Below are 16,577 nucleotides of genomic sequence, written 5' to 3'. Positions count from 1 at the left end.
GCGGCTCTTTTTTGTGCAGGAAGTTAGGGTCTTTATCAGCCAGGAGGCTCTTAAAGATGATTATTGTTAACATGCAAGAGGTAAAAAAATACTACGCGGCGAACCTAATTCTGGACGGTGTGACCCTTCAAATTCAGGAGGGAGAGAAGATCGGGCTGATCGGCCGCAACGGAAGCGGCAAATCAACGCTGCTGCGATTGATCGCTGGGCACGACCAGGTCGATGACGGCATGCTTGCGATCAAGAAAGAGCTGCACATCGGTTACTTACCGCAGATTCCTGCCGAGTTCGAGGATCTGTCCGTCTATGAAGTCTTATCCTACGGTTATCGGGCGTTGACAGCTGTGATGCAGGAGATGTCCCAGCTTGAAGCGCGGATGTCAGGAACGGAAGCAGCCGGCAGCCCCGAGCTCATGGAGCAGCTGCTCCGAATGTATGCGGCTCTGCAAGAACGGTATGAACGCGGCGGCGGCTATGATATGGATACATCGATCGATCAGGCGGCGAGCGGCCTGCAAATCGACCGGAGCGGGGATGAGCGCCGGTTCGGCAGCTTATCCGGCGGCGAGAAGACGCGCGTCGTGCTGGCGTCGCAGCTGGTGGTCCGTCCGGCGCTGCTGCTCTTGGACGAACCGACCAATCATCTGGACTTGAACGGCATCGAGTGGCTGGAGAAATTCCTTCAGCGCTACGAAGGCGCCTGCGTGATCGTGTCGCATGACCGGTATTTTCTGGATGCGGTCGGTACGAAAATGATCGAGCTCGAGGACGGCGAGGCGCATACGTATCTCGCCAATTACAGCGGCTACCTAAAGGAGAAGGAGGAGCGGCTGCTGCAGCAGTTCGCCCAGTACCAGGAGCAGCAGAAGGTCATCAAGAAGATGAAGGAGACGATCCGTCAGCTGGAGGAATGGGGGCGCATCGGAGGCAACGAGAAGTTTTTCAAGCGTGCCGCTTCGATTCGCAAGGCGCTGGAACGGATGGAGCGGGTCAAACGTCCGGTCCTGGAGCAGAAAACAGCCGATTTCGCGTTATCGCTGAACGACCGATCTGGTAAGAGGGTCATTACCTTTGAGGGCGTGACGAAGCGTTTCGGAGATCGGCAAATATTGAACGGGGCGGAAGGGAGCTTGTTGTTCGGCGAGAAAGTCGTGCTGCTCGGCGGCAACGGCTCCGGGAAGACGACGCTATTCAAGCTGCTGCTTGGCGCTCTCGAACCGGATGCAGGCGAGATCGCGCTCGGCGCCCGCGTGGAAGTCGGCTATTTGGCGCAGCAGGAGCCGGTGCAGGATCATCAAACGACGGTGCTGGACTATTTTCGTACGGAAGGCGAATATGAGGAAGGCGAAGCCCGGCATGTGCTCGCCGCGTATCTGTTCTATGGCGCGGACGTCTTCAAACCGCTGGCGCGTCTTTCCGGCGGGGAATGGACGCGGCTGCGGCTGGCGCTGCTCGTGAGGCGCAAGCCGAATCTGCTGCTGCTCGACGAGCCGACCAATCATCTTGACGCAGCTTCGCGCGAGGCGCTGGAGGAGGCGCTGCAGGACTATCCGGGCACGATTCTGGCGATCTCGCATGACCGTTATTTCATCAATCGCCTGGCGAAGCGCGTGTGGGAGTTGTCGGAAGGCAGCATCTCGGCTTATCTCGGTAATTACGACGCCTACAGAGCGAAGGATACTGAGCACTCGTCTCAGAGAACTGCGTCGCCAAACAAGCCAAAGAAAGAAGCAAGGGCAGGAGCCGATCGGGATCAACCTCAAAGCAGGGCGGCGAATCGCAGTATGGAGGAGCGCGCGAACAAGCGGACGGCGGAACAGCTCGAACGGGACATCGCAAGCGTTGAAGCCCAGCTGCTCCTAGCGGATGAACGGTTAAACGGGCTGGTTTCAACCGGCGGCGATACGGCTCAGCTTGAGGCGGGCTGGCAGGCGCGGGAAGCGCTGCAGGTGCGGCTGAATACGCTCATGGCGGCTTGGATGGAGCTTGCGGAGTAATAAGTAATTGCATCAACTCGGCGATGAACAAACAGGGAGGTCATTCTTATGAAACGAAATCGACTGGGACAATCGGACCTGTACGTCAGCGAGATCGGTCTCGGCTGCATGTCGCTCGGAACGGACGAGGCGAAAGCGGTCTCCATTATTAACGAAGCCTTGGAGCACGGCATCAATTTCCTCGACACCGCTGATCTGTATGATGAAGGCCGGAACGAGGAGCTGGTCCGCCAAGCGATACGACATCGACGCGCGGACGTCATCGTTGCCACCAAGGTCGGGAACCGCAGGGAGCCGGGCAAGCAGGGTTGGACCTGGGATCCATCGAAGGCGTATATACAAGCAGCCGTCAAAGAAAGCCTGAGAAGGCTCGGAACGGACTATATCGATCTGTACCAGCTGCACGGGGGAACCATCGAAGATCCGATCGGCGAAACCATTGAAGCGTTCGAGGAGCTGAAGCGGGAAGGACTGATCCGGCATTACGGGATATCGTCCATCCGTCCGAACGTGATCCGCGAATATGTCAGCCGTTCCGGCATCATAAGCGTAATGAACCCCTACAGCATGCTCGACAGGCGTGCTGAGGAGGAGGTTCTCCCGTTGATTGCGAGTCGGGAAATCGGCTTGATCGCGCGCGGACCGCTTGCCGGCGGCATTCTTACGGAAGGCGGAGAGCTCAAGGCGAATCGGGACTACCTGGATTACGGCCAGGAGGAGCTGCCTGCCCTGCGCCGGCATCTGCTGGAGCTCGCCGGAGATACGCGCACACTGGCGCAGACGGCAATTCGCTATGCGCTGAGCGATCCTGCCGTGAGCATGGTCATTCCGGGCGCAAGCAGCTTGGAGCAGCTCAGGAGCAATGTATCGGCCGCAGGTGCAGTGCTTTCAGACGGCGAACGGGATGCAATCCGCGCCGCAACCAGAGCGAACCAGTACGCATCGCACCGGTAAGCGGAAACGAATAAGCGGCAGCCGAAATTATTTTTAAAAAAATGTTTACCTCGCGACGGTTATTTGATACTATTATCGCAATATTCAAATGCGATGAAGAGAAGAGTAGGTAAATGGATTCTTTCGCAGAGAGCTCCGGCAGCTGAAAAGGAGCAAAGAGTGCTTTACCGAAAAAAGGCTCAGAGCAGCACATCAGGAACCCATGTAACGTGGAACAGGTGTGCCGGGAGCTCCTGTTACAGAGCTAGAGTATACGCATTGCCAGCCAATGCCGTACTCGAAGAGGTTGATATGGCGACATGTCAGCGAATCCGGGTGGTACCACGAGCATACAATCTCGTCCCTGAGACTGATTTCAGTCTTGGGGGTGGGATTTTTTTATTGCCGCTGACGTCGCAGGACGGCAAGCGGCATCCTGTAAACCATTACAGCCTGCTCTGAATAGTTTAGGGTAGACCATGTAAACCAGATGCGCACGATGACTGATTTCCCACTATTATGCCATGATGAAAGGATATGAATTTCGGATGACAGCAAAATTGAAGGTCGGCATTGTCGGAGGTACAGGTATGGTTGGTCAGCGGTTCGTACAGCTGCTGGATCAGCATCCTTGGTTCGAGGTAACAACGATTGCGGCTAGCGCAGGTTCGGCCGGCAAAACATACGAAGAGGCCGTGCAGGGCCGTTGGAAGCTGAGTTCGCCTATTCCCGAAGCGGTGAAAGGGATCATCGTTCAGGATGCTTCGAAGGTCGAGGCGGTAGCAGCTCAGGTCGATTTTATTTTCTGCGCGGTGGATATGGGCAAGTACGAAGTTCAAGCACTGGAAGATGCATACGCCAAGACGGGAACGCCCGTCGTCTCGAATAATTCGGCGCACCGCTGGACGCCTGATATCCCGATGGTCATTCCGGAAATCAATCCCGGGCATCTGGAAGTCATTGCCGCGCAGCGTAAGCGGCTTGGCACCTCGACGGGCTTTATCGCCGTGAAGCCGAACTGCTCCATTCAGAGCTATGTACCTGCGCTTCATGCGCTGCAGGCGTACAACCCGACCCAAGTGGTTGCATCGACATATCAAGCGATCTCCGGCGCCGGCAAGAACTTTACCGACTGGCCGGAAATGCTGGACAATGTCATTCCTTATATCGGCGGCGAGGAAGAGAAGAGCGAGCAGGAGCCGCTGCGCATTTGGGGCAGCGTCGTGAACAATGAAATCGTGAAAGCCAGCGCGCCGTTAATTACGACGCAGTGCATTCGCGTTCCGGTCACGGACGGCCATTTGGCTACCGTATTCGTCTCGTTCGAGAACAAACCTTCGAAGGAAGAAGTGCTGCATCATTGGCTGACCTTCAAAGGACGTCCGCAGGAGCTTGGCCTGCCAAGCGCTCCGAAGCAGTTCATCACGTATTTCGAAGAAGAGAACAGACCGCAGACGAAGCTGGACCGCGATATTGAGCGAGGCATGGGCGTATCGGTGGGTAGATTGCGCGAGGATTCGATTTACGATTATAAATTCGTCGGTCTCTCGCATAACACGCTGCGGGGCGCGGCTGGCGGGGCTGTATTGATCGCCGAGCTGCTTAAAGCTGAAGGCTATATTCAAGCGAAGTAGAAGAATAACGAGAATGGATCTGAACAAACAAGCTGCCGTGAAAAATCACGGCAGCTTGTTGTTGTTCAGCGAAATATTATTGCTGTGGAGCGGGCGCGTATTTTGCGATGGCAAGAAGGGCATTGCTTACTTCTTCGGCAGCGTTGCCGCGCGTCAGTTCAGCCTTCGGCTCGAATTTGCCTTCCGCGCTCAATTTCACAACGCCAAGGGAAAGCGCCGTTTGAACAGATCCGGAGTACAGCGTGTTGATTTGGTCTGCATCCTTGATGTCTGCAACAACCGGCTTAACCATCGGCAGCTTGCCGTTTGTTTGCAGGGATTTAATAAGCACATGCGTGAACGCTTCGCGCTTCAGCTTGCTGCTTGGGTCGATTTCGAAGCTCTTCAGGTCAACCGTAATGCCCAGTTCTTTGGCGATCAGCTGGACGCCTTGGTCTGCCGTGATGATTTCGTTCGCATCGGCGGAATGAGCTTTCAAGTACGATACGGCTTTGTTGATTGCATCCGTCGCATCTGCACGGGAGATTTCGCCTTTCGGATTGAAAGTGCCGTCTTCGCCAAGCTTAACGATGCCGTAGCTGATTGCACGTTGGATGGAACCGGAGTACACGACGTTGATTTGGTCCTGGTCCTTGATTTCAACAACGACCGGGTTGATCATCGGCAGCTTGCCTGCCGTTTCAATCGCATGCACGAGCAGGTCGGTGAAGGCTTCACGCGAAAGTGCTGCCTCAGGAGCAAGCTCGGCATCCAGCACCGGTGCAACGCCTACAGCGTCTTTAATCAATTGAACGGCTTGCGTGCCGGTAACTGTTGCGCTATCCGCAGGTGCTGGATGTGCTTTGATGTATTCCAGCGCATTGTAGATTTCTTCAGCTGCAGCGGAACGCGTGATTTGGGCTTTCGGATTCACTTTGCCGTCTGCGCTTAATTGAAGGACGCCGTAATTGAGGGCGCGTTGGATGGAGCCTGTGTAGTCAACGTTGATTTGATCTTGGTCCTTGATATCGACGACAACCGGTTTAACCATCGGCAGCTTGCCGCTCGCTTCGATGGCATGAATGAGCATATGCGTAAATTCTTCGAGGCTCAATTGTTTGTTCGGATCAAGATCCTTAGGAAGGTCAAGATTATTGACGGCAGCGATGATGAACGCGTTCGCGTACCAAGCGTTGTCTTTGGCATTCGTGAAGTAATCGGACGCTTTCGGTTCTTTAAAGAAGCGTACCAAATCAAGGTTCAGGTTCAATGCGTTCACGATGAGCTGTACGCCTTGTGCAGCCGTAACGGTTGCATGCGGAGCGAAGTGCTCGGCCGAAACGCCTTTTACAAGGCCTCTGTCGTGCAGCGAGATGATTTTATCCTTTGCCGCGTCGCCGTTCAGATCGGTGAAGGAGCCGGCAGCAGCGAAGCTTTGGCTTGCAAATGTAAGGGATAGAGCCGCAGTTGCGGTAAGTGTAAGCATTTTGAATGTTTTTTTCATTTTCTTTCACCTCATGGAGTTGTTTTGTAGTTATTCATTCATGAAGGTAGACGGGCCTATTTTATTAAAGGTTGCATAATATTGCTAATCTTTTTATTTTTGGCTATGAACCATTCATTGTAATCGTATTTATTATTGTTTATTTTATTGCGATTCAACGAAAGAAGGCCGCCTCAGCGTCAAATATGCTGAAGCGGCCTTATTGTTTACTTGAAAGCTATACCGTTATCTCCGCGAAACGGATGCATACCGGCTTGGATGCAGCAAATTCGCTTCCCGTCGGCTGCAGCTTCCCGCTTGCGGCATCGCGGCTGAAGGTCACGATGTTGTTTCCGTCACGGTTTGCAACGAGGACGAACCTTCCGTCCGGTGAAATCGCGAAGTTACGCGGGTGGCCGCCGAGTGTTGGCGCGTACTCCACCGGCGTAATCATTCCGGTTGCCGCATCGATGGCGCAGACCGCCAGGCTGTCATGCCCCCGATTGGAGCCGTAGAGGAATTTGCCATCCGGCGAGATGTGGATATCCGCGGTGGCATTGTCTCCCTCATAAGAATCCGGCAGCGTAGAGATCGTCTGAACGACGCTGAGGCTGCCTTCCTCCGCATCGTAAGCGTAGACCGTAAACGTGCTGTTCAATTCGTTAATGCCATAGCCGTAAGGAAGGTCCGGATGGAAGACGAAATGGCGCGGTCCCGAACCGGGGGCGATGCTCGTCTCGCTCTGAATACGCATGCTCTTATTCGGAAGATCCAGCCGATAAACGAACAGCTTGTCGAGTCCAAGGTCGGACGCAACGGCGTAGCGGCCTGCACGGTCCGGGATGACCGAATGGGCCCTGGCTTGGCTCTGAGCCGGGAGGATGCTGGATCCCTCGTGCCGGTGAATGTCTGCTGTAGGACCGATTCGTCCGTCATCCAGCAGGGGAGAGAGGCTGATCATACCGCCGTGATAGCTTGCCGTCATAGCGAAGCGGCGGGAAGGATCAAGCGAGATATGGCATGTCGTGGCAGGGAGCGTAATTTCTTCGTTCAAGCGCTCCAGAATGCCTGAAGCAGGGTCGAACCGGTACGCAGCAGCGGCTCCGCAGCGACGTCCCTCGGTGTCCGTGCCTTCGAGAATGGTGTACAGCGTTCGGTTAGCTTCGTTCGGAACGAGAAACGTGGGGTTCTGCAAGCCCTCCGCTTGACTTAGGAGCTTCAATGCACCTGTCTGATCGTCAAACGCGCAAGCATATAGTCCAGGCCCGTCCGCGTTCGCATAAGAGCCGATAAAAGCAAAGGTTGTCGTTGTCACCATCGTTAAATACCTCCAGATTCGCATGTCGTTCTAAGCATGCATTTTATCATTTTTCATAAGAAAAGGCATCTATTCGTCTCTATTATGCTAGAATACGACTAGTAAAACTTGGGGAGGAATGCTTCATGCTTGCAGCAATACTTGTCGGACTTGTAGCTTTGGAGCATTTGTACATTCTGGTGTTGGAGATGTTTCTGTGGACGACGCCGCGCGGAATGAAGTCATTCGGGATGACAAAGGAAGGGGCTGCAGCCACTAAATCGCTGGCCGCAAACCAAGGCTTGTATAACGGATTTTTGGCAGCCGGACTTGTTTGGGGGCTTGTGCATCCGAATGGTCAAACAGGACAATCCATCGATATCTTTTTCTTGATTTGCGTTCTCGTTGCAGCCCTGTATGGCGGAGCGACGGCGAAGCGTTCTATATGGCTCGTTCAAGGACTGCCCGCATTGATCGCGTTGGTGCTTGTATTGGCGCTTTAAAGATGAGGGAGCGAGCAGTAAAATGAAAATCGGGACAAACCTTCCTCGTCCATGCGGACGAGAAGGTTTGCCCCGATTGCGTTGCCGATTATTTCTTCGTGATCAATTCAAGCTCGACCGGAATGGATTTTTCGACATTCTCGCCTTTGCTGACTTTAACGGCGGTTTCGATGGCTTGCTTACCGATCAGCTCAGGTTTCTGGGCGACAGTTGCCGCCATTTTGCCAGCATTGACGGCTGCCACGGCGTCGTCCGTTGCGTCGAAGCCGACGACGATGACGTTTTTCTTGCCCGCAGCGTCAAGCGCTTGAAGCGCTCCCAGCGCCATTTCGTCGTTATGGGCGAACACGGCTTGAACGTCGCTGTTGCCTTGCAAAATGTTTTCCATTACGGATAATCCTTTCGCGCGGTTGAAATCGGCCGGCTGCGAAGCGACGACTTTGACACCTGATTTGCCGTCGACTGCTTTATGGAAGCCGTCGCCGCGGTCGCGGGCCGCGGAAGTACCTGCCTGGCCTTGCAGCTCGACAATGTTTCCTTTGCCGCCGAGCTCCTTCAGTATATATTCACCAGCCAGTTCGCCGCCCTTCACGTTATCGGACGCGATGTGCGTGACAACGGTTCCGCCGTTTGCCGCGCGGTCAACCGTAATGACCGGAATACCTGCATCGTTAGCCGATTGAACAGCGGAGACGACTGCGTCGCTGTCCGTCGGGTTAATGAGAATGACGCTGACTTTCTTCGAGATCAAGTCCTCGATGCCGCTGATCTGCTTGGCGGTGTCGTCCTGGGAATCCACGACGATCAGATCTGCGCCTGCCTCCTTAGCCGCTTTCTCGGCACCATCCTTCAGCGTGACGAAGAACGGGTTGTTGAGCGTCGAGAGCGATATCCCGATGGTAAGCTTGCCGTTGTTGCCTGCATTGTTTGCAGGGGCGTTACTGCCTGTATCGGTATTGCCATTGTTTTTTGTATTTCCGGACGAGCATGCAGCAAGGACGAGCATGGCTGCAAGCAGAAGCATCATGGTTCCGAGAATGTGTTTTTTCATGTGTGTAGTCTCCCTTGATATGTTTTTATTTATGGCCTTTCGACCGGTCAAACAAGACTGCGATAAGAATAACGACCCCTTTGACAACTTGTTGGTAGAAGGATGATACATTGAGCAAATTAAGTCCATTGTCGAGCACACCGATAATAATGGCACCGATTAGCGTACCGACAATCCACCCTTTGCCTCCTGATAGGCTCGTACCGCCCAGAACGACCGCCGCAATTGCGTCAAGCTCGTAGGAAACGCCGGCAGTAGGCTGAGCTGAGTTCAGCCGGGACGTTAGAATCATGCCGCTGATGGCAGCAAGTAGTCCGCTGATGGCATACACCCATATTTTGACCCTCGATGTGCTTATTCCTGAAAGCCACGTCGCCTCCTCGTTACTTCCGACCGCATAAACCCGCCGTCCGAAAGTCGTATGTCTCAAAATGATGTATGAAACTGCAAATGCAAGCGCCATCCAAATGATCGGCATCGGAATTTGCAGAAAATACCCTTTCCCCAGGAAACCGAAGCTTTCGCTCAAGCCGGTTACCGGTCTCCCGTTGGTGTAGACGAGCGTTAATCCGCGGAACACGGTTAAAGTACCCAGCGTGACGATGAAGGGAGCCAACCTTCCATGTGCGACCAAAATGCCGTTAATGGCTCCCATGACAAGACCGGCAGCGAGTCCGACGACGACGGATACGAACGTGCCAGAACCTGCGGCCATCATTCCCGCCGTCAGCGCGCTGGACAGTGCCAGAATGGACCCGACGGACAGATCAATGCCCCCGGTCAGAATGACGAAGGTCATCCCGAAGGCCATCAAGGCATTAATGGAAATTTGCCGGAACACGTTGAATAGGTTGTGCACCGTAAAGAAATTATCCGTCGCGATCGAAAGCGCGATAATAATAAGAACCAACCCGATTAACGACCCGAGTCCTTGGAGCTTGACTCGTTTTCCTTTACGAGCGCCGACTGCGTTAGCTTGCATGACGATCTCCTCCCCCTGTTGCGCTTAACATGATTTTTTCTTGTGTTGCCTCTTCACGGCTATATTGTCCCGAAATTTTTCCTTCATGCATGACGAGAATGCGATCACTCATGCCGAGTACCTCGGGAAGCTCGGAGGAGATCATCAAGATCGCGACGCCTGAAGCGGCCAGCTTGTTCATCAAGTCGTAAATTTCCTTCTTCGCGCCGATGTCGACGCCCCTTGTCGGCTCGTCCAGTATGAATACCTGCGGATTCGTGGCCAGCCATTTACCAATAACGACTTTCTGCTGGTTGCCTCCGCTTAGAGAGCCGACGGGCTGTGCGCCGCTTGAGGCTTTGATCAATAGCGATTTGATCATTGTGTCAGCCAATTCGCGTTCCTTAGAACCCTTCAGAAAGCCCATGCTGCCCGAAACCCGCTGCAGGTTCGGCATCGACAGGTTATCGCTGATCGACATCGGAAGGAGCAGTCCTTCATCCTTACGGTCCTCCGTCACGAGCGCCATACCGGCGCGGATAGCATCCATCGGCTTGCGGATGGAAACGGGCTTGCCGTCAATGGATATCGTTCCGGCATCGATGGCATCAACGCCGAACAGCGCCTTAGCCAGTTCCGTCCGCCCTGCGCCCATGAGACCTGCGAAGCCGACGATTTCGCCTGCGCGAACGGAGAAGGAGATATTATGAAGCACGCCTTTGCGCGAAAGTCCTTCAACCTTCAGCTTCTCTTCGCCAATCGTCAGCTCGACCTTTGGAAATCGGTCTTTAATCTCGCGTCCAACCATCATGCGAACGATCTGATCCATGCCGGTTTCTGCAGTTCGTTCTGTCCCGACGTAGTGGCCGTCCCGCATAACCGTAATCCGATCGCAAATTCGGAAAATTTCCTCCATGCGGTGCGAAATGTAGATCATGCCGACGCCGCTTTGCTTCAGGTTCGTGATGACGGTGAACAGCGCGTCGATCTCGCGGTCAGTCAGCGCCGCAGTCGGCTCGTCCAATACCAATATTTGCGTATTCATCGATAACGCCTTGGCGATTTCGACCATCTGCTGCTGGCCTACGGACAGCTCCCCGACGACTTTATCGGGATCGATGGCAAGCCCGAGCTGCGAGAGGTAACGGTTCGCTTCCTTCTTCATTTTGCGCCAATTGATCAGCTTCGGACCGAAGGTGAATTCGCGTCCAAGGAAGATGTTCTCCATAACCGTCAAATGCGGAATCAGATTCAGCTCCTGGTGAATCATGACGATGCCGAGCGCCTGTGCGGCGGAAGGATTCGAAATGTTTTGCTCGGTGCCTTTGACCGAGATCGTTCCCGTGTCCTTGGAATAAATGCCGTTCAATATTTTCATTAACGTCGATTTGCCTGCGCCGTTCTCACCCATCAGGGCATGCACTTCGCCCGTATCCAGCGAGAACTGTACTTCCTTCAGCACGCTTACTTCGGAGAAGCTCTTGCTAATTCCCTTCATTTCAAGCAGTTGCGCCGTCATGGAATGACCTCCTTTGTGTCGTTAGAATGTGACGCCAGCGTGCAGGATTATATTCGCGTAAGGCGTAAATTCGCCCGTACGGATGACCGCTTTGGCCTCGCGGGTTAATGCCTTGAACGCCTCATGGCTAATGCTGTCCGCCGCTGCTCCGGCAAGCAAGCGTTCCGTTGGTTCGAGCAACCCGGGGCTGACGTGCTTCATCTCAGAGGCAATCGTATATTTCTCGACCTGCATTTCCGTCAAGACCGTCTCCAGTGTTTCTAGAAAGCTGGGCACGCCGCACTTCAAGGCCAAATCGATTCGTTTCACGCCGGGCAGAATCGGAAGGCCGCTGTCCGCGATAACAATCATATCCGTATGGCCCAGCTCGCTGATCACGCGCGAAATTTCACTGTTGATAATGCCGATTTTCTTCATTGCTGCTCGCCTCCTGCCGAATACTGACGGCTGAACTGCTGTACCTCGTCAGCCGTTGGCATGCCGGTTTGCGCACCGAATTTGGTCACGGCGACGGCGGATGCGAGGGAGGCATACGCAACGGCTTGATCCAGGCTGCCGCCGCTCGCGATGGACAGCGCGAGCCCGGCATTATAGCAATCGCCGGCTCCAGTCGTGTCAACGACAGGCACCCGGTAGCTGTTAATAAAGCGCATGGTGCCGTCCGCACCGAGAAAAGCGGAACCATCGGCGCCTAGCGTTGTGACAACATGGGCGGCTCCCATGTCTTTCATGCGGCGCATGGCTGCTTCGAGGTGAATGCCCACTGTGTTCATGCCCGTGTATTCCGCAAGCTCCGTCCGATTAGGCGTCAAATAATCGATGCAACTGAACAGTTCATCGGGAAGCGGTTGGGCGGGAGCCGGATTAAGCACGACGGTCTTGCCGAGCTGCTTCGCTTTCTTGGCGGCATGGACGACGGTTTCAATCGGAATTTCGAGCTGAAGCAGTACGATGTCCGCCTCCCGCAGCTTCGCTTCGTTACGGTCGATGTCTGCCGGCTCGACCAAATAATTGGCGCCCGGCACGACGACGATGCTGTTGTCGCCCTCGGCCACGTAGATGGATGCGATTCCCGTTGCCGATCCGGCAGCGCGCTTAACGCCCGAGATGTCTACGCCGTCTTGTTGCAGCGAGCGGAGCAAATCGTCGCCGAACGAATCATCGCCCACAGCGCCGATCATCGCGGTCTCGGCTCCCAGTCGGGCAGCGGCGACCGCTTGATTCGCGCCTTTGCCCCCCGGAATGAAGCGGACGCTGCGGCCAAGCAGCGTTTCCCCAACCTGCGGGTAGCGGTCTGTTTCTACGACGATGTCCATATTCAAGCTGCCGATCACAACGAGCTTAGGTTTGTTCATGAGTGCTTGTCCTCCTTGAAGTCGAATCCCGGATAATGAGCTTCACGTCAAGCTCGTACAGCTTATCTTCATCCAGCTTGCCTTCGATCTTCTTAATCAATAAGCGGGATATGGTCGCGCCCATATCGTAGATCGGCTGCGCGACCGTGGTCAGCTCCGGCGACGTAATCTCCGTCGTCTGGATGCCGTCGAAACCGCAGACGGCGACTTGTTCCCCGACCGATATTCCCATGCGGTTCAGCGCTTTGAGCGAACCGATGGCCATTTGATCATTGCCTGCGAATATACCGTCGATATCGGGATGCCTGCTCATGAGCTCTTCGGTCGCCTTGATGCCCTCGGCAATTCGAAAGTTGCCGGGTTCGAGCAGGGATGGCGAGTACCAATCGGCATCAGCCAAAGCTTGCTCGTAGCCGATCAGCCGTTCCTTAGCCGTCACCAAATGCTGGGGGCCGTAAATATGCGCGATCTTTCTACAGCCGATTTCGAGCAGATGGCGGACGGCCATCACCGCGCCTTCCCGGTTCTTGGCTCTGACGATGCTCGATGTGGCCTCCGAAGGGCCGCGGTCGAGACAGACGAAAGGAATGCCGAGCTTCGTCAGCATATCCGCTTCGTCACGCTCGAAGGTGTAGGATGCGAAGATGATGCCGTCGATGTACTTATTTTTGAGCGTTTCGATATATTTTTTTTCTTTGAACCCCTGGTCATCCGAATTACCGAAAATAACGGTGTAGCCGTACATCGCCGCCACATCTTCCACGGCGCGGGCCAAGTCGGAGAAGAACAGGTTGGATATATCGGGCAGCAAGAGCGCGATCGTATTCGTTTTCTTGCCGGCCAGGCCGCGCGCGACATGATTCGGAACATAGTTCAGCTTGGAGATGGCGGAGCGGATGGTTTGCTCTGTTTCGGCGTTTACGTAGCCGCTTTTGTTAAGGTAGCGTGAGATGGTGGCAACGGAAACGCCTGCCAGCTTAGCTACGTCGCGAATCGTAGCGATGGAGAATCAACCTCCTTTATCATGTGGTAACGGTAACACATGAATAATATTCCTATATGAAATGCCCTTTATTTATTTGGTTTGAGTTTTAAATTAACAATGTGGTACCGGTTACATGTTGAAATATATCACGGCATGTATGGAAAGGCAATAGCTTGTTTCGTGCTGTAAAACATTACTAGATACTCGCTGTCCGATTTGGCTGGAAGAGCTATGGGTAATAAGATGGACATTTTAAGGCGCTTTAATTCTTCTCGTTGTTCGAAGTCGTATTGCAGATAGGGGGATTGAACTGCGGATGGCAGCATAAATCGAAGAGGCAATGGGGATGCATGCCTGGCATGAATGCATGGAGGAATAAAGTCTGGACAATGAAAGGAGGCAGCCCCGAGATGGGCTGCCTCCTTTCCGATTATTGCGTTATCGACAGCTCGTGAAGCAGGTTCTCGCTGCTTCGTTCGAGCTGCATGGGAAACAGCTCGACTTTACCCGGCGCAAGCAGGCCGAGCTCGGTGTAAACTGCTTCCGAAGCGTAAATTTTATCCCAGTCTTGAAGCGAGAGCGACAGCTGTTCGCGGCTGTCGAGACCCATGGAATGGCTGCGAATTTGATGAATGCCGGCTTCGCGGACGCGGTTTGCCATCCACTCGCCGCCGATTTTGCCGAGGCAGACGAAAGCGACTTTGGCGCCTTCTCGCAGTCTGGCAATCTCCAGCAGCAAATGCGTGTCGACAGAAGCTCCGATTACCCATATCTTGCGTTCACTGCGGGCGAATAGCGCTTTGACCTCTTCTGCATGGTTCAGTGTCGTTACGATGGCATGAACCCCTTGGACGGCTGCTCCTAGCGCCTGCTCATTCCCGACCAAATCCTCAAGGAAGAGGGTAGTGACGATGCCGCCAGCAGCCTGCTCGATGGACTGACGGTAGAAGGGATGGTCATGGCCTCTGCATTCCACAAGGAGAATGCGCAGCTGATCGGAAGGCTGCGGTTCACTTAGAAGGACATAGGCGAGACTGGCCTTGAGGAACGGCTTTGGTTCCTGTCCAAGCAGCTTGGCCTCGCGTAGTGTCTGCTCCAGCAGTTGTTGGAGCGGCTGGCGTTCCTTGCGCAGCAGCTGCGTTTCGCTGCCATCGGTTACCTGCGTGCCTCGTCCTTTCTGAATCGTAACAAGTCCCTCGTCGCGCAATTGCGAATACACCCAATTGATGGTATTGCGATTCAAGCCGAGCTGCTCCGCCAGTTGGCTGGCCGCAGGCAGCATATCGCCTGGTTTGATCTGTCCGATGCCTATGAGCCATTTCAGCTGCTCTTTGATTTGCGTGTTCACATTGAAAGTCAGATCGGGATCGACTTGCAGGAGCATTGGTTTATCTGACATGAAGATGCCTCATTTCATAGTTATCTAGCTCTATTATAGCGTTAAGGGGAAGTCAGGCAAAGATTAGCGATCAATAATCCACTGATAATATTTGCGTATTGACAGCCTATGAATTAAATAATATAACTAAATAACTAGTTAAATATGAATTATGAGGTGATTGGGTTTTGAAAGATTCAACAAGCGCGGGCTACTGGAAGAAGATGAAGGGCCAAGGGCGGAGTCCGCTGAAAGTCGTTCCTCGGAACGCAGGCATCGGAGCAGCAGGCGGGTTCATTGCAATCGCAATATTGGCGCTCTTGACGAATCTCACTTCTGCAGCTTGGATGATGGCCCCGTTCGGCGCAAGCTGCGTGCTTGCGTTTGGCCTCTGGGATGCGCCATTGTCGCAGCCTCGCAATATTATCGGGGGCCATTTGATTTCGACACTGGCCGGCTTGACGCTCTTCCATCTGTTCGGGCATGGAACTTGGGTCATGGCCGCGGGTGTAGGGCTGGCAATCGGCCTGATGATGCTGACCCGAACCACGCACCCGCCGGCCGGCGCCGATCCGCTTGTCGTTATATTGGCGGGAAGCAGCTGGACATTTCTCGTCTCTCCCGTGTTGATTGGTTCCGTCGTCATTGTGCTGGTCGCGCTGTTCGTCAACAATTTGGATCAGAAGCGCAAGTATCCGACTTTTTGGCTCTGATAATCATTCCTATATTCCTGGGGCGATAAAATGACGGCTTCAGGGGGCTCGTTTGGAGGAGATGATGCGCTTACGGGGGCTTATCTTCAATCTCTTGCTTGCAACCGTGTGCTTACCCAGCGCAGGCTGTTTACGATCAATCGCCGGTAAGACGCGGGTTGAAATGAAGCCGCGCAGTGTCCAGGCTGCAGATAGACGACTCTCCCGAGTCCGTAAGGATGCTCCCAGGCTGCCGGATATCGAGCGCCCTCATAGTCGAATTCCAGCAAAATACGGCGCGGCGTGAAGGTGTCCAATTCGAACCGATAGGGCTCTTCCTCCACAGTAAAGTCGCTGACGCCTTCCAGCAGCGGATGGTCGAATGCCGCTCTCACATAGGTTAACGGCTGGTAAGGCGGATGACCGATGAATTTGGCTCCGATCACCTGTGCCAGTTCATAGCTGACTTGCAGGGAAATGCCGTTATGGATCACGAGCAGACCTCCGCCCTGGGAGACAAAGCGCAGCAATCCAGCCGTTTGCTCCGGCGTCAGCTTGCTTTCCCAGCAGTCCGCGTAGGACAAGAGGGCGTCATAATCGCGCTCATGCAGCGACGCAAGGGCATCATAGTCCTCTGAGACAAATATATCGAAGGCGCTGCCCAGCATAGCGTCGAGCTGTTCCTTGACAGGCGCGAGCGGATGCCAGAGGGCGCGCGCATTGTCGCCGAGCAAGAGGAGCCTGGGGCGAATGCTTGCTTGCCCCTTCATTGGCGATTCCGATGTTTCCGAATCGATGGTATCTTGCATG

At 54.3% G+C, this 16,577-nt stretch carries 15 protein-coding genes and 1 other annotated feature; of the genes, 5 read left to right on the top strand and 10 right to left on the bottom strand.

Features of this window, described 5'->3' with window-relative positions; translation table 11 throughout:
* Positions 1-56: 56 nt before the first annotated feature.
* The 3 genes from abc-f to asd all read left to right on the top strand — a co-directional run bounded on the left by abc-f (position 57) and on the right by asd (position 4,564).
* Positions 57-1,997, top strand: coding sequence for a ribosomal protection-like ABC-F family protein (gene abc-f, locus KXU80_RS10280; RefSeq protein ID WP_219838087.1), 1,941 nt, complete (start codon positions 57-59; stop codon positions 1,995-1,997).
* Positions 1,998-2,045: 48 nt separating this feature from the next.
* Positions 2,046-2,951: an aldo/keto reductase gene (locus tag KXU80_RS10275; protein ID WP_219838086.1), complete on the top strand. Its 906-nt coding sequence runs from the start codon at positions 2,046-2,048 to the stop codon at positions 2,949-2,951.
* 84 nt (positions 2,952-3,035) lie between these two features.
* Positions 3,036-3,299: a binding site (T-box leader), on the top strand.
* A gap of 179 nt (positions 3,300-3,478) precedes the next feature.
* A complete protein-coding gene (asd, locus tag KXU80_RS10270) occupies positions 3,479-4,564 on the top strand; it encodes an aspartate-semialdehyde dehydrogenase (RefSeq protein ID WP_219838085.1) in 1,086 nt (361 codons plus the stop codon).
* Positions 4,565-4,640: 76 nt separating this feature from the next.
* Here the strand turns inward: asd and KXU80_RS10265 are convergent, their stop codons facing one another.
* Together KXU80_RS10265 and KXU80_RS10260 are read right to left on the bottom strand one after the other, a co-directional pair.
* Positions 4,641-6,047 (bottom strand): S-layer homology domain-containing protein, encoded by a 1,407-nt coding sequence (locus KXU80_RS10265; RefSeq protein WP_219838084.1) that lies wholly within the window; start codon positions 6,045-6,047, stop codon positions 4,641-4,643.
* Positions 6,048-6,264: 217 nt separating this feature from the next.
* Positions 6,265-7,344 carry a lactonase family protein gene (locus tag KXU80_RS10260; RefSeq protein WP_219838083.1) on the bottom strand — a complete coding sequence of 360 codons (1,080 nt, stop codon included), beginning with the start codon at positions 7,342-7,344 and terminating at the stop codon, positions 6,265-6,267.
* Positions 7,345-7,469: 125 nt separating this feature from the next.
* Between KXU80_RS10260 and KXU80_RS10255 the strand changes: the two genes are divergently transcribed.
* A complete protein-coding gene (locus KXU80_RS10255) occupies positions 7,470-7,826 on the top strand; it encodes a DUF1304 domain-containing protein (protein ID WP_219838082.1) in 357 nt (118 codons plus the stop codon).
* Between the two features lie 88 nt (positions 7,827-7,914).
* Here the strand turns inward: KXU80_RS10255 and rbsB are convergent, their stop codons facing one another.
* The 7 genes from rbsB to KXU80_RS10220 form a co-directional block, all read right to left on the bottom strand.
* Positions 7,915-8,877 (bottom strand): ribose ABC transporter substrate-binding protein RbsB, encoded by a 963-nt coding sequence (rbsB, locus tag KXU80_RS10250; protein ID WP_219838081.1) that lies wholly within the window; start codon positions 8,875-8,877, stop codon positions 7,915-7,917.
* A gap of 25 nt (positions 8,878-8,902) precedes the next feature.
* Positions 8,903-9,859, bottom strand: a complete 957-nt coding sequence (locus KXU80_RS10245) for an ABC transporter permease (RefSeq protein WP_219838080.1) — start codon at positions 9,857-9,859, stop codon at positions 8,903-8,905.
* Positions 9,849-11,357, bottom strand: a complete 1,509-nt coding sequence (locus KXU80_RS10240) for a sugar ABC transporter ATP-binding protein (RefSeq protein ID WP_219838079.1) — start codon at positions 11,355-11,357, stop codon at positions 9,849-9,851. The genes KXU80_RS10245 and KXU80_RS10240 overlap by 11 nt, the downstream gene beginning before the upstream one ends.
* A 21-nt stretch (positions 11,358-11,378) precedes the next feature.
* Complete coding sequence (gene rbsD, locus KXU80_RS10235; protein ID WP_219838078.1) at positions 11,379-11,774, bottom strand: D-ribose pyranase; 396 nt, start codon at positions 11,772-11,774, stop codon at positions 11,379-11,381.
* Positions 11,771-12,712: a ribokinase gene (rbsK, locus tag KXU80_RS10230; protein WP_219838077.1), complete on the bottom strand. Its 942-nt coding sequence runs from the start codon at positions 12,710-12,712 to the stop codon at positions 11,771-11,773. Before rbsK ends, rbsD begins: the two co-directional genes overlap by 4 nt.
* A complete protein-coding gene (locus tag KXU80_RS10225; RefSeq protein ID WP_219838975.1) occupies positions 12,699-13,715 on the bottom strand; it encodes a LacI family DNA-binding transcriptional regulator in 1,017 nt (338 codons plus the stop codon). The genes rbsK and KXU80_RS10225 overlap by 14 nt, the downstream gene beginning before the upstream one ends.
* A 412-nt stretch (positions 13,716-14,127) precedes the next feature.
* Positions 14,128-15,096 carry a GntR family transcriptional regulator gene (locus tag KXU80_RS10220; RefSeq protein ID WP_219838076.1) on the bottom strand — a complete coding sequence of 323 codons (969 nt, stop codon included), beginning with the start codon at positions 15,094-15,096 and terminating at the stop codon, positions 14,128-14,130.
* A 203-nt stretch (positions 15,097-15,299) separates the two neighbouring features.
* Between KXU80_RS10220 and KXU80_RS10215 the strand changes: the two genes are divergently transcribed.
* Positions 15,300-15,788 (top strand): HPP family protein, encoded by a 489-nt coding sequence (locus KXU80_RS10215; protein WP_219838974.1) that lies wholly within the window; start codon positions 15,300-15,302, stop codon positions 15,786-15,788.
* Positions 15,789-15,874: 86 nt separating this feature from the next.
* Here the strand turns inward: KXU80_RS10215 and KXU80_RS10210 are convergent, their stop codons facing one another.
* Positions 15,875-16,576, bottom strand: a complete 702-nt coding sequence (locus KXU80_RS10210) for a ThuA domain-containing protein (RefSeq protein WP_258171346.1) — start codon at positions 16,574-16,576, stop codon at positions 15,875-15,877.
* Position 16,577: the final 1 nt, after the last annotated feature.

The sequence above is a fragment of the Paenibacillus sp. R14(2021) genome (genome assembly GCF_019431355.1).
Lineage (GTDB): Bacteria > Bacillota > Bacilli > Paenibacillales > Paenibacillaceae > Paenibacillus_Z.
This window is presented reverse-complemented; position numbering and strand designations above follow the sequence as displayed.